The 19,116-nt window shown below is 55.2% G+C and carries 15 protein-coding genes; 11 read left to right on the top strand and 4 right to left on the bottom strand.

Annotated features, from left to right (window positions below):
• The first annotated feature begins 116 nt into the window (after positions 1-116).
• A complete protein-coding gene (locus AUQ41_RS07140) occupies positions 117-719 on the top strand; it encodes a TRAP transporter small permease subunit (protein ID WP_063087376.1) in 603 nt (200 codons plus the stop codon).
• Positions 720-792: 73 nt separating this feature from the next.
• Positions 793-2,100, top strand: a complete 1,308-nt coding sequence (locus AUQ41_RS07135) for a TRAP transporter large permease subunit (RefSeq protein WP_008891577.1) — start codon at positions 793-795, stop codon at positions 2,098-2,100.
• Positions 2,101-2,170: 70 nt separating this feature from the next.
• Here AUQ41_RS07135 and gor read toward each other — a convergent pair whose 3' ends face one another.
• On the bottom strand, positions 2,171-3,532 hold the full coding sequence (gene gor, locus AUQ41_RS07130) for a glutathione-disulfide reductase (protein WP_063087374.1): 1,362 nt from the start codon (positions 3,530-3,532) through the stop codon (positions 2,171-2,173).
• A 227-nt stretch (positions 3,533-3,759) separates the two neighbouring features.
• Between gor and AUQ41_RS07125 the strand changes: the two genes are divergently transcribed.
• The gene (locus AUQ41_RS07125; protein ID WP_063087371.1) at positions 3,760-4,179 is read left to right on the top strand and encodes a hypothetical protein; all 420 of its coding nucleotides are present in this window, start codon (positions 3,760-3,762) and stop codon (positions 4,177-4,179) included.
• A 112-nt stretch (positions 4,180-4,291) separates the two neighbouring features.
• The gene (locus tag AUQ41_RS07120) at positions 4,292-5,740 is read left to right on the top strand and encodes a deoxyguanosinetriphosphate triphosphohydrolase (protein WP_232308327.1); all 1,449 of its coding nucleotides are present in this window, start codon (positions 4,292-4,294) and stop codon (positions 5,738-5,740) included.
• Between the two features lie 49 nt (positions 5,741-5,789).
• Here the strand turns inward: AUQ41_RS07120 and AUQ41_RS07115 are convergent, their stop codons facing one another.
• Together AUQ41_RS07115 and AUQ41_RS07110 are read right to left on the bottom strand one after the other, a co-directional pair.
• Positions 5,790-6,533: a phosphoadenylyl-sulfate reductase gene (locus tag AUQ41_RS07115; protein ID WP_083952829.1), complete on the bottom strand. Its 744-nt coding sequence runs from the start codon at positions 6,531-6,533 to the stop codon at positions 5,790-5,792.
• Positions 6,530-7,090, bottom strand: a complete 561-nt coding sequence (locus AUQ41_RS07110) for a bifunctional precorrin-2 dehydrogenase/sirohydrochlorin ferrochelatase (RefSeq protein ID WP_008891572.1) — start codon at positions 7,088-7,090, stop codon at positions 6,530-6,532. Before AUQ41_RS07110 ends, AUQ41_RS07115 begins: the two co-directional genes overlap by 4 nt.
• Positions 7,091-7,342: 252 nt before the next feature.
• Here AUQ41_RS07110 and AUQ41_RS07105 point away from each other — a divergent pair, with 252 nt between their 5' ends.
• A complete protein-coding gene (locus AUQ41_RS07105; protein ID WP_063087367.1) occupies positions 7,343-8,398 on the top strand; it encodes a COX15/CtaA family protein in 1,056 nt (351 codons plus the stop codon).
• 15 nt (positions 8,399-8,413) lie between these two features.
• Here the strand turns inward: AUQ41_RS07105 and AUQ41_RS07100 are convergent, their stop codons facing one another.
• Positions 8,414-9,682 carry a DUF3422 family protein gene (locus AUQ41_RS07100; protein WP_063087365.1) on the bottom strand — a complete coding sequence of 423 codons (1,269 nt, stop codon included), beginning with the start codon at positions 9,680-9,682 and terminating at the stop codon, positions 8,414-8,416.
• A gap of 209 nt (positions 9,683-9,891) precedes the next feature.
• Here AUQ41_RS07100 and tldD point away from each other — a divergent pair, with 209 nt between their 5' ends.
• The 6 genes from tldD to AUQ41_RS07070 all read left to right on the top strand — a co-directional run bounded on the left by tldD (position 9,892) and on the right by AUQ41_RS07070 (position 19,024).
• Positions 9,892-11,325, top strand: coding sequence for a metalloprotease TldD (gene tldD, locus AUQ41_RS07095; RefSeq protein WP_063087363.1), 1,434 nt, complete (start codon positions 9,892-9,894; stop codon positions 11,323-11,325).
• A 253-nt stretch (positions 11,326-11,578) separates the two neighbouring features.
• Entirely contained in the window at positions 11,579-13,051 is a 1,473-nt protein-coding gene (locus AUQ41_RS07090) for a hypothetical protein (RefSeq protein ID WP_063087361.1), read from the top strand.
• Positions 13,052-13,053: 2 nt separating this feature from the next.
• Positions 13,054-14,490 (top strand): FecR domain-containing protein, encoded by a 1,437-nt coding sequence (locus tag AUQ41_RS07085; protein WP_063087359.1) that lies wholly within the window; start codon positions 13,054-13,056, stop codon positions 14,488-14,490.
• 25 nt (positions 14,491-14,515) lie between these two features.
• Complete coding sequence (locus AUQ41_RS21270; RefSeq protein ID WP_063087357.1) at positions 14,516-16,804, top strand: CHASE2 domain-containing protein; 2,289 nt, start codon at positions 14,516-14,518, stop codon at positions 16,802-16,804.
• A gap of 103 nt (positions 16,805-16,907) precedes the next feature.
• Positions 16,908-17,930: a low specificity L-threonine aldolase gene (locus AUQ41_RS07075; RefSeq protein WP_063087355.1), complete on the top strand. Its 1,023-nt coding sequence runs from the start codon at positions 16,908-16,910 to the stop codon at positions 17,928-17,930.
• A 74-nt stretch (positions 17,931-18,004) separates the two neighbouring features.
• Complete coding sequence (locus AUQ41_RS07070; protein WP_063087353.1) at positions 18,005-19,024, top strand: low specificity L-threonine aldolase; 1,020 nt, start codon at positions 18,005-18,007, stop codon at positions 19,022-19,024.
• The last annotated feature ends 92 nt before the right edge of the window (positions 19,025-19,116 follow it).

The following is a 19,116-nucleotide window of genomic DNA, read 5'->3' as shown; positions in this document are numbered from 1 at the left end:
GCTGCCGGCAAACTGCTGGGATACAATCCGGCTGGTTCCGTGATCCGAGACGTATCGGGACTGAAGGCCTCCCTCCTTGCCGGATTGTATTTCCTGTTGATGCAAGGAACGCAGAAATGTCTGACACCCCGCAACACTCACCGTTGCCCGAACTTCCCGAACTTAAAGAAAGCACCGATCAGGCAACTGAGGTGTCCGGTCTTCTGGGCCAGATGATTACGAAGGTTTCCAGCGTGTTCGCCATTGGATTTCTGCTTTCCATGGCGACGTTGATTTATGAGATCGTGGCACGTCACGTTTTTGGCAGCCCGACCTTGTGGGCGCACGAAACCACGACCTTTATCTGTGCTGTCGGCTTTGTGTTTGGCGGCCTTTATTGTGCCGCGCGCGACAAGCATATTCGCGTTGTCCTGCTTTATGACATTGCCGGACCGAAAATGCGCAAGACGCTTGATATCTGTATTTCGCTGGTCTGCATGATCGCATCGGGTTTCTTTGCCTGGGCCGCCTGGCTGATGGTCGAACGTGCTGTCTTTACGCCCACCGGTGACATCCACCTTGAAACAACCGGCAGTGCGTTCAATGCGCCTTATCCGGGCGTGCTTAAGGTATTTTTGTTGGTGGTCCTGATTGTATTGATGGTTCAGTTCCTGGTTCAGGCCTTCAACTATGCCCGCAAGGCACCGATCATGCCGGCATCCCACACTTCGACCGAATAATCAGCGCCTCGTGCCCAATCAATTGATGCGTCTTCGCACGGCCATGCCAAGCAGCGCAACAGGATACATTTAAATGTTTGATTTACAGTCCCTTGGCATCGAATTCGGCACACTTGCCATGTTTGTCATGTTGCTTGGTTTCCTTGTGACCGGCATGCCGTTGGCATTTGTCACGCTGTTGATTGCCTTGATCTTTACCCTTGGCTGGTTCGGCCCGATGGCAGTGCCGCTGATTACAAGCCGGGTCTATTCATTCGTTTCATCCTTTGTTTTCGTCTCGGTGCCGATGTTCGTCCTGATGGCGGCCATCCTTGACCGATCCGGTATTGCGCGCGATTTGTTTGATGCCATGCGCCTGTTTGGCGGACGCCTTAAAGGTGGTGTTGCCGTTCAAACAATCTTTGTTGCCGTGATCTTGGCCGCCATGAGCGGTATCATCGGTGGCGAAATTGTTCTGCTGGGCCTGATCGCCCTGCCCCAGATGCTGCGTCAGGGCTATGACAAGAACCTCGCCATCGGCGTTGTCTGTGCTGGCGGCTCACTGGGCACCATGGTGCCACCATCCATTGTTTTGATCATTTATGGCCTGACCGCGAACGTATCGATCGGCGATCTGTTCACCTCGGCCTTTTTGCCGGGCTTCATGCTGGCGGGCTTCTATGTCGCCTATGTGTTGTTCCGCTCTTACACCGGTAACAACATTGCCCCGCCGCCGCAGACCGAAAAAATCCCGCGCGAAGAAAAGATCCGCCTGCTCAAGGGCCTTTTCCTGCCCATTCTGGTCGTGTTCTGCGTTCTGGGGTCGATCTATGGTGGCATCGCATCCGTGACCGAGGCATCGGCCGTGGGTGTGGCCGGTGTGATCGCCTCCACTGTTCTGCGGCGTGAGTTTTCGCTTCCGATGCTTAAGGCGGCAGCACTTCAAACGCTTTCGACCTGCGGCATGATTGTCTGGATCGGCATCGGTGCATCGGCCCTTGTCGGCGTATTCAACCTGATGGGCGGGATCAAGTTTGTCTCAACCCTGATCACCGGCATTTCCGATGATCCGACCATCATCATCCTGTTCATGATGCTGATCCTGTTTGTGCTGGGCATGTTCCTTGACTGGGTCGGTATTGCGCTTCTGACCATGCCGATCTTTGTGCCGATCGTAAAAGAGCTTGGCTATGACCCGGTCTGGTTTGGCGTGCTGTTTGCCATGAACATGCAGGTAAGCTTCCTGTCGCCACCGTTCGGGCCTGCGGCCTTTTACCTGAAATCGGTCGCGCCCCCCGACATATCGCTTGGCGATATCTTCAAGTCGCTTCTGCCCTTTATCTGCCTTCAGATTTTGGCCGTCGCCCTTCTGATCATCTTCCCGGGCCTTGCCGGGGGCTAAGACACCAAACAAGAACAACAAAAAAGGCGGGACCAATCAGGTCCCGCCTTTTTGCGTTAAAACAGATTGCCTAGTTCGCGACCGGGAAGCGCATGGTGACGAATTCCTCTGCCGCAGACGGATGAACCGCAACGGTCTGATCGAACTGCGCCTTGGTTGCACCCATGCGGACAGCAATGCCGATGCCCTGAATGATTTCAGCCGCATCCGGGCCGACCATATGGGCGCCAAGCACCACATCAGTGGTTTTGTCGACGACCAGCTTCATCAGCGTTTTTTCATCACGTCCCGACAGGGTGTGGCGCATCGGCTTGAAGGTCGATTTATAGATTTCGATGTCCTTGCCCTTATCGCGCGCTTCTTCCTCGGAAAGCCCGACGGTGCCAACCGGTGGCTGGCTGAAGACCGCGGTCGGGATGGCCTGATAGGACATTGACCAAGGCTTGCCGCCATAGACTGTGTCGGCAAATGACATGCCTTCCTTGATCGCGACCGGGGTCAGTTGCACGTGATCGCGGACATCGCCAACGGCATAGATGTTTGGAACGCTGGTCTGCAAACCGGCATTGGTTTTGATTGCCCCGCGGTCGTTCAGTTCCACCCCGGCCTGTTCAAGACCCAAACCGTGGGTTTTGGGTTCGCGCCCTGTGGCAAACATGATGGCATCGACTTCCTGATGCCCACCACCGGTCAGCGTCAGGCTGAGCGAGCCGTCGTCATTCTTTTCAATCGCCGTGACATTGGTGTCCAGACGCAGATCAATGCCCTTTTTGACGATTTCGGCGGCCAGATGGTTGCGGATATCGTTATCAAATCCGCGCAGGATCTGATCGCCGCGATAGAACTGGGTCACCTTTGCGCCAAGACCGGCAAAGATACCGGCAAATTCAACGGCAATGTATCCGCCGCCAACAACCGCGATGCGTTCGGGAAGGTCTTCAAGATGGAAGGCCTGATTGGATGAAATCGCATGTTCGATACCCGGAATATCAGGCATGACCGGCGTTCCACCGACAGCAATCAGAATGCGTTCGGCAGTCACCGTTTTGTCGCCGACCTCAAGGGTATGGGCATCTTTCAGGACCGCGCGGCTTTCAAACAGCTCGACATTCGATCCCTTCAGAAGGCTTTTATAGATGCCATTGAGACGATTGATCTCGGTATCCTTGTTTTCGATCAGGGTCTTCCAGCTAAAGCTTGGTTCGCCCGGAAGGGTCCAGCCATAGGCGGATGCATCTTCGAAATCCTCGGCAAAGTGTGCGCCGTAGACCAGCAGTTTTTTCGGCACACAGCCGCGGATCACGCACGTACCGCCGACCTGGCTTTCTTCGGCGATGGCAACCTTGGCACCATATCCCGATGCCACGCGGGCGGCACGCACACCACCCGAACCGGCACCAACAACAAACAAATCAAAATCATAGTCCGACATGCGGAAATTCCTGTTTTTGGTCAATTGACAACATGGCGCCAAATGTAGGGCGAATTTGCCAAGAGTCGAGGCAAAACACGGTAAACCGGGCGTAAAATCCGCGTGAAAGGGCCCCAAGATACCCGCAAAGGCGCAAGATGCCGCTATGGGATAGCATTTTTAAACTTTTGGGTTATATGATCTGGCAGACGCGATGGGGATTGCGACAACTTGATAGGATTTTATCCATGAACGACCATATCCACGGTCAGGATGCGTCTTTTGACAATGCACCGCGCTATACTGACGAGCGCGGCGGGAATACGGCCGCTGTCTGCTACGGGCTGATGATCGCAACCCTGTTTACGGCCTTTGCCACCGGTTTGATTGCGCTGATTGTGTCCTATGTCGCGCGCGAAGACGACAATCACTGGACCAACAGCCACTACACGTTTGTGATCCGCACCTTCTGGATCAGCATCCTTTATGCCATCATTCTTGGCTTCTTCACCTTCGTGATTGGCTGGATCCCGCTTCTTGGTTGGGCTGTCGTCGGGTTGATGGCGCTTTACACCACCGCCTGGTTTATCGGGCGTAATGTGATCGGCCTTCTGCGCGCCTTGAATGGCCGTCCGATTGATAACCCGCAAAGCTGGTTCTTTGGCTGATCGCCCATAAACGCGGTGCAATCGGGTCAAAGACTGTTTGTCCGATTGCACCGGACTCCCCGGCCCGTTAAAGTTGCCCGATAATAACATTTGATTTGGACAGGGGTAAAAAGTGGCGTCGTCTGTACAGGGTTCCGGCGATAAAATGCGCTGGGAAGATCTTCTTTCTTCTCATCGGCTTGAATTCAAGGATGGCAAAATTCGCCTGCCCGAAGGTGCCCCTTATCCGACACCGGATGGCCGAAGCCCGTTTCAGATCGATGTCGACCGGGTAATCTTCTCATCCTCGTTCCGGCGTCTGCAAAACAAGACGCAGGTTCACCCCCTTTCCGAAAACGATCATGTCCATACCCGCCTGACCCACACGATAGAGGTCGGCTCGGTCGGGCAATCATTGGGGCTGATGGCGGGCGCGCATATCGTCAAAAAACTGCCCAAGGGATCGGAAACCACCGTGGCCGATATCGGGTATATGGTGCAGGCCGCGTGCCTTGCGCACGATATCGGCAATCCGCCATTCGGGCATTCCGGCGAGGACGCCATCAATGAATGGTTCACCACATCGCGCCTTGCCAAGGATGAACTGACATCACGCCTTTCCGGGCCGGAACTTGAAGACCTGCGTCACTTCGAAGGCAACGCACAAGGGTTACGCATCATCAGTCAGCTTGAAATGAAGCGCTTTGACGGTGGGCTTAACCTGACATACGGCACGCTGGGCAGTTTCATCAAATATCCGCGCAGCACGTCGGTCCCTGACGCGCGCCGCAAGGAATATACCGGTCTTAAAAAGCCCGGCTATTATCAGGCCGAACGCGACATTGCGCAGGCGATTGCCAGGGTTTGCGGCCTGTCACCGCTTGAAGGATTTGATGGCGCATGGCGGCGTCATCCGCTGGTCTATCTGGTCGAGGCGGCCGATGACATTTGTTATTCCGTGGTCGATCTTGAAGATGGCTGGGAACTGGGCTGTGTCAGTTTCGAGGAAGTCGAACGTGCGCTGGCCCCGATTGCCCGCCATCCGGAAAAATACGACGGCGATGCTGAACAACGCTGGAAAGACCTGCGTTCGGAAGGCTGGTATGCCGAAAAATCCGAAGATGACCGGATCGGGTTCCTGCGCGGCAAGGCGATTGGCAATCTGGTCAAGGCCGCCGTTGATGCCTTCATCGAACATGAAGACGCATTGCTTGCCGGCACCATTGAAGGTGATCTTTTGGCCAACACCCCGCTTGGCCCCTATGCCAAGGCGTGCAAAAAACTAGCGGTGCAAAAGATTTATAACGCGCCGCATGTCCTGCCGATTGAAATGGCCGGGTTTGAAGTCATCAATGGCCTGCTGGATAGCTTTGTTCGGGCCGCCATCGACATTGACGAGCATAAAAACCACGGCAAACGCCTGCCACCGCAGGCAGACCGCATCGACAAGCTTCTGTCGGGCAAACTGATGGCGGCCCCCGACCTCTATAGCCGCCTGATGCGGGTGATGGATTACATTTCCGGCATGACGGATCGCTATGCGGTGACCCTATTCAGGAAGCTTCAGGGCATCACCATCTAACAAAAAACCCGGCCATCTGGCCGGGTTTTTCATGAAAGCGTAATTAGGCCTAGATAATGTAGTGAATGCCGCACTCGGTCTTGTCCTGCCCGGCCCAGCGTCCAGCACGGACATCGGTCGTGTTGGGGTCAACACGTTCGGTGCAGGGCATGCAACCGATTGACAGGAAACCTTCGGCCTCAAGCGGATGACGCGGCAACGCGCGATGTTCAAAGATGTCTTCGATATCTTCGCGCTTGTACCCCGCCAGCGGATTGATCTTGATCCGCGAACCTGCCGGTTCGATCACCGGAAGCGCATCACGCTCGCCACCGTGGAAGCGCTTGCGCCCGGTCAACCAGGCGTCATAGCCCTCAAGCGCACGCTGAAGCGGCTCCACCTTGCGCAAGTAGCAGCATTTCGCCACGTCCGAGGCAAACAGCATGCCGTTGGGGTCCTCAGATTTAAGCTTTTCCTCGTCCGGGCGCATGATCTTGATATTGGTCAGGCCCAAATGATCGACCAGCTTTTCGCGATAGGTATGCGTTTCGCCAAACAGCTTGCGGGTATCAAGGAAGATCACCGGCAAATCACGGTCGACCTCGGCCACCAGCGCCAGAAGGGCGGCGGCCTCTGTCCCGAAGGATGAGGTCATGGTGATACGGCCGTTGAATTCTTCATGTACCATCGGTTCGATCAGTGACACACCCTGAAGGTGCCCATACTGATCCATCAAACGGGCGGCACGATCCGTGGCCTCCTCAACAGACATGGAGCCGCCGGTGACGATGTCTTCTTCACGCATCACATTCATGGCAGCCACCTCCGCTGATCGATATATTCATCGGTCTTGCGCAACAGGGTCTGCATGTCAGCCCCGTCGGCCTTCCATTTTTCGCGCTGTTTGGACAGTTCGTGCAGGCGCTGTTCCCAGCTTGGCACCAGCCATTTTTCAAGCGCGCGGCGAATACGACCGGCAAGCCGCGGGCTGTGCCCATTGGTCGAAACCGTGATCATCAGATCACCGCGCTGAATGCGCGCGGGCGATGAAAAATCACAATATTGTTTGACGTCCTCGACATTGGCAATTGTGCCAACGGCCTTGGCAATGGAGGCCAGCTCGGCTGCCTTTTTTAGATCAAGGTCGATGATAAACATGATGGAAGCCGCGTTGACATCCGCCGAGTTTGGCAAATAGCGCTGCAACCGGTCACCGGCCTGTTCGGCCAGTTCGGGTATCGGGTCTTCGGAATAGACGGTGACGTATTTTGCCCCATCACCGTCAAACTGGCGCAAACGGTTCAGGGTGGCCTGACCGTTGCCGACCAAAGCGACCGAAAGTCGCGTCAGGTCCAGATTGATGGGAAACATCGTCGATCCTCTAATGCGGGTTTCTCTCTATTGCCCATGACTATGAGTGTGGATAGCAAATTATTCAATACATTTTTTATGTGTTTTATATATAATTAACACTAAATATTGGTATTTAATAGTTGCGGACTGACTGATCCACCGGCCCCGATTTTTCCGTAAAGCTTTTCCTGCAATTCTTGCAAAACCGCCCTATATTGGGCCAAATTTCAAAACCCGTCCGCCAGAAGATACCTTCAAGAGAGCGTCCAGATGTCCAGCAGTGCCTCCCCTGCCCTGTCCGAAGTCAGCCTTGCGCAACCACAAGCCAACAAAAACGTTGCCATCTGGCTGTTTTCCTGTGCGGCGATGGTTTTCATCATGGTGGTGATCGGTGGCTTGACCCGCCTGACTGAATCCGGGCTTTCGATCGTGGAATGGCGGCCCTTCACCGGCATCATCCCACCGATGAACGAAGCCGACTGGCAGACGCTTTATGAAAAATACAGCCAGTATCCCGAGTTCCAGAAAATCAACGCCTGGATGTCGGTCGAAGATTTCAAATCGATCTTCTGGCTCGAATTCATCCATCGCCTGTGGGGACGGTTGATCGGGATTGTGTTCTTCATCCCGTTCGTCTGGTTCCTGGCCAAGAAATCAATTGATCGCGCAACCAAGTGGAAGCTCTGGGGGCTTTTCATCCTTGGCGGTCTGCAGGGCCTGATGGGCTGGTACATGGTGATGAGCGGTTTGGTTGATCGCCCGGATGTCAGCCAGTATCGCCTGACGGCGCACTTTGGTCTGGCACTGGTGATCTTCATCGCCCTGCTTTGGGTTGCCCTGCAACAGTTGAGCCCGCGTGCGGCAACCACCGCATCGTCAACCCGCGCCTTGCAGTTGCTGTGTCTGATCGTGTTTACCGCCCTGTCCGGTGGCTTTGTCGCCGGCCTTAATGCCGGGCACATATACAACACCTTCCCGCTGATGGACGGGCAACTGATCCCCGATGGCCTGTTCGTGTTTGATCCGGCGTGGCTCGCGCCATTTGAGGACCATATGACCGTGCAGTGGGATCATCGCTGGCTAGCGAAACTGACATTTGTGATGGTGCTGGTGTTCTGGTGGCGTGCTGGCAAATGGGACCTTAACCCCAATCAACGCTTTGCCACCCATCTGGTTCTGCTTGCAGCCTGCCTGCAGGTCACGCTTGGCATCACGACCCTTCTGACTGTCGTGTGGCTGCCGCTGGGTGTTGCCCATCAGGCCGGTGCGGTTGTCCTGGTTGGGGCGACGACCTATGCCGCTTACAAACTGCGCGATGCGACTTAATTCAGAAACGTCACGTCAGTCATCGGCACGATGCAGCGCCTTGCGGATGCGATGCATCGAAAACCATATCGCGCCCAGCACAAGCGGCACGGCAACACCCGTGGCAACCCGGTCGTTGATCGGAACCCCGGTATCCTTGATCGCCTTGAACAGATAGCCCAGCAGCCCGACCGCGTAATAGGTGATGGCGGCCACCGACAAACCCTCGACGGTTTGTTGCAGGCGCAGTTGCAGTTTCACACGTCGGTCCATGCTGGCCAGAAGGTCACGGTTTTGCGCCTCAAGCAGGATATCGACGCGGGTGCGCAGCAGGTTATTGGCCCGTGCGACACGCTTTGACAGAACTTCCAACCGATCGCCGATATTCTGACAGGTCCGCATCGCCGGGGCCAAGCGACGTTCAAGGAATTCGGCAATGGTTTGCATGCCTTCGATGCGTTCTTCGCGCAGTTCACCAAGGCGCGCCTGCACGATGCGGTAATAGGCGCGCGCCGCACTGAACCGGTAATTGAGCGAGGCTGCCATTTCCTCGGTCTGGGCGGCAAGATCGGTCAGTTTGGCAAGCGTTTCTTCGTCATTGGTTTGGGTTTTACTCGCCATTTCGGCGGTGATTTCCGACAGGCGGGTATCGATTTCCGACACCTTGGGGGTCGCCGTATGCGCCAACGGAAAGGCCAGTAGCGCCATCATGCGATAGACCTCAATTTCCTTAAGCCGCTGCACCAGACGCCCTGCCTGAAGGTGTTCGAGGCCGCAATCCTTGATCAGGATGCGCCCAAACCCGTCGCCATGCAGGCGAAAATCCGTCCAGACCTGTGCCGTGCCGCCCAATATGCGGCTGCCGGTCAGGCCATTATGATCAAACAGCCGGGACAGTTCATCTTCACTCCGCTCAGCCTTGTCGACAACGATGTGCAATCCCACCAGCAATTGCCCCGGTGTTTCATCAAGCCAGTCGCGCGGCACAAGATTGATCACCGGGTCTTCGAACGGGTTATCGAATGGCTCGGTACGTTTAAAGACATAGACCGTGAATTCCGCGTGCCGTTCCCAGATGACGGAAAATCCGTCACAGGCGGCTTCAAAATATTTTTGATCTGCGGCCGGCGGCGTCAGGCTATAGCGGTGGCAAAAGGCGGTGAAATGGTCGCGCACCGCGTCATCAAGGTCTTCACCCGTTTGAAAGGCAAGGCAGGAACACCGCGCCGGGCTGGTCACACCACCAAACGGTCGGGCATGGATTTCATTATGAAGGGCGACACGCTGGGGATGTTCGACAAACATTGCCACGGGCTTTCATAATTGGTTATTGCAGTCTATATAAACCACTCGGGCCATGGCTTTGTCCTTTGCCCGAACAAGTACCTGTATAGATGAAAGTCGAAGGCATCAGAAACCCTAAATTGAGTAAGGGATAATACTGCCTCAACTGAATTATCTTATAGGGAAAGACATTTTCTCTGGCCGTGCTATCGCGGCCCCAAGGAGGTTCCATGACCGATCTTCGCACCACCGACAATCTGTTTTTCGCCAAGGGTGATCTTGATCGCGACCGGCTTGAAACACAGGTCAATGATGCACTTAGCGCTGCCGAAGACGGGGAACTCTTCCTTGAATATCGCCAATCCGAAAGCCTCGTCTGGGATGATGGCCGCCTGCGCAGCGCGAACTTTGACACCGCACAGGGCTTTGGCCTGCGCGCTGTTGCCGACGAGGCAACCGCCTTTTCGCATTCCAATGAACTGTCCAATGACGCGGTTGCGCGTGCGGCTGAAACCGTCAAGGCGGTTGGCTCGGGCAGCTCGGGCAAGGTTGATCTGGGATCAATTGGCACGAACGTATCGCTTTATTCCGAGGTGAACCCGCTGGGTGAGGCCACATTTGAAGCCAAGGTCGATCTTCTGGCCCAGATTGATGCCTATGCCCGGTCGCGCGACCCGCGCGTTGTGCAGGTTTCGGCCTCAATCTCAGGCAACTGGCAGGCCGTGCAAATCTGGCGTTCCGGCGGACAGCGTATTGGCGATATTCGCCCGCTTGTGCGTTTTAACGTCTCGGTCGTTGTCAAACAGGGCGATCGCATGGAAACCGGATCGCACGGTGAAGGTGGCCGGATTGGCTATGACGGGTTCTTTGATGAAAAAACCTGGAAAAAGGCGGTTGATGAGTCGCTCCGTCAGGCGGTTGTGAACCTTGATTCAGTTGCCGCACCGGCTGGTGAAATGACCGTGGTGCTTGGCCCCGGTTGGCCGGGCATTTTGCTGCACGAAGCCATCGGTCACGGCCTTGAAGGTGATTTTAACCGCAAGGGTACCTCAGCCTTTGCCGGGCTTCTGGGCCAGCGGATTGCATCGCCGGGTGTGACGGTGGTTGATGATGGCACCATCCATGACCGGCGCGGGTCGCTGTCGATTGATGATGAAGGCACGCCGACCCAGAAAACGGTCCTGATCGAGGATGGCATCCTCAAGGGCTTTATGCAGGATCGCCTGAACGCGCGCCTGACCGGTGTCAAATCCACTGGTAACGGCCGTCGTCAGTCCTATGCCCACGCCCCGATGCCACGCATGACCAACACTTATATGCTGGGTGGCGACAAGGAGCCGGAAGAAATTCTGGCCTCGGTCAAAAAGGGCATCTATGCCGTCAACTTTGGCGGTGGTCAGGTCGATATTACATCGGGCAAATTCGTGTTCTCGGCCTCCGAGGCCTATCTGATCGAGGATGGCAAACTTGGCGCACCGGTCAAGGGCGCGACCCTGATCGGCAACGGGCCAGACAGCCTGACCAAGGTGTCCATGATCGGCAATGACATGGCACTTGATGATGGTATCGGGACCTGTGGCAAGGACGGGCAAGGTGTTCCTGTTGGTGTCGGGCAACCGACGCTCCGCATTGATGGTCTGACCGTCGGCGGGACCGCAGTATAACCCTGAGTGACCTATGGATAGGAGCAAAACCACCTTTCGATAAATTTACTATACGCGAGGTGCGAAATACTATCCATCCACACATGGCAACACCAACCTGCCGAATGGCTATCCCTGTCTTTTCAAAGACCATAATCTGATTTGATCGTTTCCAAACAGGTTATGGTCGCCATTCGGGTTTCGTCGCCAAACTTTCTGCTGACATTATGAGCACCCGATGACGGTCCTGACCTGCCAATGGTAGGAAAGCAGTTTGACGACAGGCAGATGGCAGTACGTTACCGCGCTGATTGCAGCGGGTCTAACGTCGCTTGCAATCGGAACAACCGGGGCAAGCGCACAACAAAGCATTGATGTGCGCACAGATGAAGCACGCCAGTTTTCCGAAGATTTCGAGCGATTGACCGACGTAACCGCACGGGCGAACTTTCTGCTGAGCACTGATGATGGCGGTGACATCACCTATGCCGATATCCTTGCAAATCCCGATGACATCGTCCTTAACTTCCGTTGGGCCAAGGCCCAGCTGGCGCGCGGCGACGTCCGCGGGGCATCCGCAACCCTTGAACGCATTCTTGTTCTGGACCCGGATCTGGCACCGGTACGCCTTTATTACGCGATTGTTCTTTATCGCCTTGATAGCCTGGACGAGGCCCGCAGCCAGTTTGATCGGCTGTTGCAAATGGATATCTCGCCAGATGTCGAAGCCAATATCCGTCAGTATGTCAGTGCCATCGAACGCCGCCGCAAGCGCTTGTCACAAAGCCTGACTTTGACACTGGGAAGCCAGATTGACAGCAACCGCAACGCGGCCCCGAACGACAAGGTACAGCTTCTGACCGGCACACCGACGACCATCACCGCAAGCGGCGACAAACCCAATAATGACATCGCCTATATCGGGGCGCTTCGCTATGACGTCAGCTATGACCTTGGCTATCAGGAAGGCCACGAGGTTTTTGCAAGTTTAACCGGCTATGGCAGTGACCAGGTTCAGCTTGACGCGCTGGACCTTGGATCCTTTTCGGCTGAAATCGGCACACGTATTCGCGGCGGATACTGGATGCTGACCCCGACACTCAGCCAGACCGCTCAGTCGCTCTCGCGCGAGAAGTACCTGACCGCCAGAACCGGTCGCCTGCGGCTGGACTGGAACGTACGCCCGTTCTTTAATCTGAACGGCGATGTCAGCTATTCTGACGAGCGATATCAGAACACATCTGAATCCAGTGCGCTTCGCCTGCATTCCGGTCAGCGCTATGGCGCACGGATCGGTGGCAACTACAATTCGTCGCCAAATCATCGAACGACGCTGAATTTTGCGGCCGGGATGAAGGATGCTGCCAGAAACTATTACAGTTACAATAGCTTGAGCGGCGAGCTGATCCATGCTTATCTGTTTGGTGGGGGAAGTTACATCAGCGGAAGCATCCGCTATGGCATGGACCAGTACCGGGATCCGGATTTTCTGACGACCGGCAATTCGCCGCAACATCGCACGGATCGCATTACTCGGACCCGCCTGACATACGGTGCACCGCTTTCGACGATATTGCCGACCGACTTGTTTGGGGATAGCGAAACGGCAAATCAGATACTTGGCTTTCTGGCACCGATCAACTGGTCGGTCACCGGTGAGTATCTGAACACAAAATCAAACATTCCCAACTACGAATACCATAACGCACGTGCACAGGTATTTCTGACACGCCGCTGGGAGTTCTAGTGATGCAAAAGGCCAAATATTCTCCCCTGAAACCGACTGCGACAATTCGTCGTCTTGCCGGCGCAACGTCGCTTTGCGCACCTTTGATTGCCGCAACAGTCTTGATGGCGCCAAAACCCGCCAGTGCAGAACTTGAAGCCGAAATGGCGGGCGTCTCGGCCGCAGTGACCGGTGAAATCACGCTTTCCAAAGTCACCGGCGAAGTCGGTATTCTGGTTGAGAGTGGCATGCCCGTTTACTTGGGGGATCGGATCGTTACATCGGCCAACTCGGGCATGCAGGTCCTGTTGCTTGACGAAACGGTCTTTACCATCGGCCCGAACAGCGACGTTGCGATTGACGAGTTCGTTTATGACCCGGCCACCGGCGACGGACGCATTGTCGCCGATATGGCCAAGGGCGTGATGCGCTTTGTCACCGGTAAAATCCCGCTCAACAATCCATCAAGCATGGATGTGAACCTGCCGGTTGGATCGATCGGTATTCGGGGCACCATTGGCCTGATCCGATCCATGACCGCCGAACAGGCAAACGAAATCGTGCCGGGCAGTTTTGATACCACCGACGCAAACACCGCAAACCAGCTGGTTTTCATGGCGGTGAACCAAGGCCCCGGTCTGTCGCGCAATGACACAACATCGCGCCCTGGCGCCTTTGCCGCCTTTAACCAGAATGGCGGCTCACAAAGCGTGACCGGCGAAAACTTTGGCGTCTTTGTCTCAGACACCAACGTCACCACGCCCGCACGTTTCCCGACCAGCGCCGCGACTTTTGATTTTTCGGCAAATGTTGTGCGTACCGCATCACTTGGTGGTGGCTCGGATTCCGGTGCAGGTTCAAGCTCGACCTCATCCACCACGCAGCAGCCTGTTGTCACGAGCCAGCAAACCGGACAGGCGCAAAACCAGACCGGCGCAACCAGCGCGCAGGCTGTTGACGTCGCCATGGCGCAAATTGGAACGGTCAATAGCGCCGCAAACGTCGCTGAAACCACGACGATCCTGAACAACAATACGCAAAGCGCTTCATCAAGTTCGTCGGGACCATTTACCTATGACGGGCTTCGCCAGGTCACAAGTGGCAGCGCAACGACTGGTACGATCAACGTCGATGGTGCCAATGTCGACTATAGCTTCAGTTCTTCAATAGATTTTGCGAACAGAACGATTGCCATAGAGTTTTCAAATATAACTCAGACCGGTTCTGGCCTGACCGGTAAAGCTGGGATTTTTGATGGTAGTTTCAACCCGACGACTTTCGATTACACCAGTACAAGCGGGGAAGTTGCCTTCGCCAACGATGACTTCACCTATGACTCGAACTGCGGCACTTTGGGTTGCAAGGCGACCGCAACATTCAAAGATGCGTACAACGTTGATTTCAACGTGTCGACCACCACTTATTCCTCTGGCACCGACGGCAGCGCAACGCTTGAATAGTTTTGTACGACAGACGGAAGTCTGAATGGTCAAGCACCTCAGCAAACCCGTTCTTTTGACCGGGCTGCAATACACCGTTCCGCTGGCCATATTGTTCACCTGCATCGTTTTGCGCTGGCAGAATGTGCCGGTGATTGATCAGCTGCGTTTAACGGTTTTCGATCTTTATCAACAAATTGCACCGCGCGCTTATGAAGATGTCGGCGTGCGGATTGTCGATATTGATGAGCGCAGCTTGGCAAGCGAGGGCCAATGGCCTTGGCCGCGCACCAAGCTTTCGGAACTGCTTTATCGCCTGCGCGCCAATGGGGCGCTTGTCGTTGGCTTTGATATGGTTTTTGCCGAACCTGATCGTACATCACCATCACGTGTGATCGACGATTGGCCGCAAAGCACCGAACGTGATCGTATCGCGGAAATGGCAAAGGCCTTGCCCGATCACGATCAGCTATTTGCCCAATTCATCAAGGGTACTGGCAACGTGGTCACCGCGGTTCAGCTCCGCAATGGCGAGTTTGACGTCCTCCCCCGCCAAGTCGGGAATTTCAGTGCCGCTGGCGAAGCAGGTCGCACGCTTTCGGATTTCGTTCCGGTATTGCCAAGTGCGGCCAGAAACCTTGATATTATTGAGGCGGCAGCCACCGGCAACGCATTAGTTAACGTATCGCCGGGTCAAGACGGGATTGTGCGCCGTGTGCCGCTGATGGCTGCCATCGACCACGATCAGCCAGGCATTGGCAAGCCAGTTTACCCGACACTCAGCCTTGAGATGTTGCGCGTTTTACAGAATGCCCCCAAGACCATGCTGGTGCGGATGTCCGGGGCTAGCGGCAGTACGCGTTGGACCAACTCGGAAGGCATCGCGTCCGTTCGCGTTGGTGCCCTGACCATCCCGACGGATCGCGCCGGGTATATGTGGGTGCACTTTACCGGCCATCAGAAAGACCGGTATCTGTCGGCGACAGATATCCTTAACGGATCAGTCGGAACCGACATCCTGCAAAATAAAATGGTGCTGCTGGGGACGAGTGCGGCCGGGTTGCTTGATTTGCGCTCCACGCCGCTTGATCGCGTGATCCCGGGGGTCGAAGTCCATGCCGAGATGCTTGAACAGATGCTGCTTGAGCATTTCCTGACCCGTCCCTATTGGGCGGCGGAAGTCGAAATGCTGGTCCTTCTGATCATCGGCATGTTCTTCATTCTGGCAGTCCCACGGCTTGGTGCGGTCTGGCCGGCGGTGATTGGTCTGGCGATTGCCACCAGCGCAATGGGCATTTCCTGGTGGGCCTATTCAGATAAACTCGTGCTCATCGATCCGCTTTATCCGATTGTCGGTTTGGCAGCCGTCTATCTTGCGACCAGTTCGCTTGGTTTCATGCGGACCGAAGGCGAACGCCGTCAGGTGCGCGCGGCCTTTGCCAACTATCTGTCACCGGCATTGGTGGCGCAACTGGCCGAACATCCCGAGCGTCTGAAACTGGGCGGGGAAACCCGGGATATGACATTGATGTTCTGTGATGTCCGCGGATTTACCGCAATATCCGAAGGTTTCAAATCCAATCCACAAGGCCTGACGCGCCTGATCAACCGGCTTCTCACACCGCTGAGTGACTGCATCCTGAACCGTGAAGGCACGATTGATAAATATATGGGCGACTGCATCATGGCGTTCTGGAATGCGCCACTGGATGTTGAAAACCATGCCCATAATGCCTGTGACAGCGCGCTTGCGATGCGAATTGCGCTTAAAAAGCTTAATGACCAACGCAAACAGGAAGCAGAACAGGACAATGAAGCTTTCCTGCCGCTTAATGTCGGCATCGGGATCAATTGCGGCGATTGTCTTGTCGGCAATATGGGATCGGATCAACGCTTTGACTATTCGGTGCTGGGCGATGCGGTCAACCTTGCATCCCGGCTTGAGGGACAATCAAAGAACTATGGCGTCGATGTCGTTCTGGGTGAGGATGTTGCCAAACGGATTGGTAATGATTTCGCACTGATCGAACTCGATTTGATCACCGTTAAGGGCAAAAGCGAAGCACTGCACATCTTTGCCCTGCTGGGCGATAAGGACATGGCGGGATCAGCGCAATTCAAAAACTTCGCCGATTTGCACGCGGCCATGCTTTCGACCTATCGCGCCCGAAACTGGGATGAGGCCGAAAATTTGATCGCAGAATGCCAGCAGGCATCAAGCGATTTTGCGAAGCTTGGCGACCTTTATGATCTTTACGCCAGCCGCATCGCTTTGTTCAAAGAAACGCCCCCACCAGCCGATTGGGATGGCGTATTCATCGCCACCAGCAAATAGCTGACTTGCCAAGCACGCAAAATCCAAACAATCTTGGCCAACCACCAAACAGCATTGCCTTGCCAAACTGCGCGCCTTTTTACGTCATCCCTTTGAGGCCCCAATGAATTTTTCATCAGACAATGTCACCCCGATCTGTCCGGAAATCCTTGCAGCCATCGCCGCCGAAAGCGATGCCAGCGCCCTGCCCTATGGCGCGGATGACAAAAGCCAAATGCTTGATGCAGCTTTTTCAGGATTGTTCGGGCGTGATGTATCCGTCGTGCCGGTTGCAACCGGAACGGCGGCCAACGTCATTGGACTTTCGGGGCTGGTGTCGCCGTTTGGCGGCGTGGTCTGTCATCACCACGCCCATATCAATGTCACGGAATCCACCGGTGTTGCCTTTTACGGCGGCGGGGCGAAGTTGCTGGGGATTGACGGGCCTTCGGCAAAGATAGAAGCCGACGCACTGGATGCCTATTTGAACAACCATGTTTCAAACGGCATGCATTCGGTTGACCCGGAATGTGTTGCGATCACGCAAAGTACCGAGTTCGGAACCGTTTACAGCGTCGACGAAATTCAGGCGATTGGGTCGGTTTGCCAAAAACACAATATGCGGCTTTTCATGGATGGGGCGCGTTTTGCCAATGCGGTAGCCGCCCTTGATTGCCACCCATCTGAAATCACATGGAAAGCCGGTGTTGATGTTCTGAGCTTTGGCGCGACAAAGAACGGTGCATTGGCGGTTGATGCGATCATATTGTTTGATCCGGAACTCCGGCGCAAAACGGAACAGAACCGCAAGCGCGGCGGCCATCTGTTTTCCAAGCATCGCTATCTTGCTGCACAGCTTCTGGCCTATCTTGAAGATGATCTGTGGCTGCGCAATGCCCGTCATGCCAACGCGGCCGCACAGGCACTTGCCAAATCCCTTTCAACCATGGGCGCAAAGCCCGCCTTCGTCCCCCAAGGCAACGAGTTGTTTATTCACATGACCAATGCGTTGGCAGAAAAGCTCCGCGATGCAGGTATTGTATTCCGCCCCTGGCCATCGCTCGGCCCTGATGCCTATCGGTTTGTCTGTGCCTGGAACAGTCCGATCGAGATGATCGAAGCCTTGCCGGAAACCGTTGGTCAATAGCGCAACCTTGCCATGCCGCCCGATTGCATGTGATATCACCGCCCCAATGCCACCAAAAAACGACGAGATTTAAGATGAATTTTGCCTCGGACAATGTATCGCCCTTTTGCCCGGAAATTCTGGAAGCCCTGACAAAGGACGCGTTTGTCAATGCACCGGCCTATGGCGGTGACGCGCTCAGTCAGCAACTCGATGCAGCCTTTTCCGAGCTGTTTGACAAGGAAGTTGCCGTCATCCCGGTTGTAACAGGTACTGCTGCAAACTGCATCAGCTTGTCTGCGCTTGTTTCGCCCTATGGCGGGGTGGTTTGCCACCACGAAGCGCATATCAACGAGGATGAAAGCACCGGCGTTGCCTTCTTCACGGGCGGCGCGAAGCTTTTGCCGATGGATGGCCCGGCGGCAAAGCTTGAAGCAGATGACCTTGATGGCTTTGTCAGCGGTCTGGTTGATCGCGGTGTGCATTCGGTGTCGCCTGAATGTGTGGCGATCACACAGGCGACTGAACTTGGTGCGGTTTACACCGTTGGTGACGTCAAGGCGATTGGCGAAGTCTGCCGCAAGCATGATCTGCGCCTGTTTATGGACGGGGCGCGGTTTGCCAACGCGATGGCACATCTCAAATGCCATCCGGCAGATGTCACCTGGAAGGCCGGCGTCGATGCCATCAGCTTTGGCGCGACCAAAAACGGTGCCATGGCGGTTGATGCCATTGTTCTTTTTGACACCAGCCTGAAACCCCGGATCGAGCAGGCGCGCAAACGCAGTGGTCATCTGCATTCCAAGCACCGCTACCTGGCGACCCAGCTTCTGGCCTATATCAATGACGATGTCTGGCTGAAAAATGCCGCCCACGCCAACGCAGCAGCGCAGGCCCTTGCCGACGTCCTGATCAAACAGGGCGCGTCACTTACGCATGCGGCAGAGGGCAATGAGCTGTTTGTCAAAATGTCCCCGGATCTTGCCGGAAAATTGCGTGATGCCGGCCTGATGTTCCACGGTTGGCCATCGCTTGGTGCCGATGTTTATCGATTTGTTGCGGCGTGGAACGCGGATATCGTGCAAATCACCAAACTCAATACCACTCTAGGGTAGAAATTGAGGCAAAAAGGCCGGGTGAAATCAAACGAATCATTATGATTCAATAAGATATGAATCGTTCAAAAGCACATTTTAAACACGTGATT

The organism is Thalassospira sp. MCCC 1A02898, assembly GCF_001618185.1.
GTDB classification, from domain to species: domain Bacteria; phylum Pseudomonadota; class Alphaproteobacteria; order Rhodospirillales; family Thalassospiraceae; genus Thalassospira; species Thalassospira tepidiphila.
This window is presented reverse-complemented; position numbering and strand designations above follow the sequence as displayed.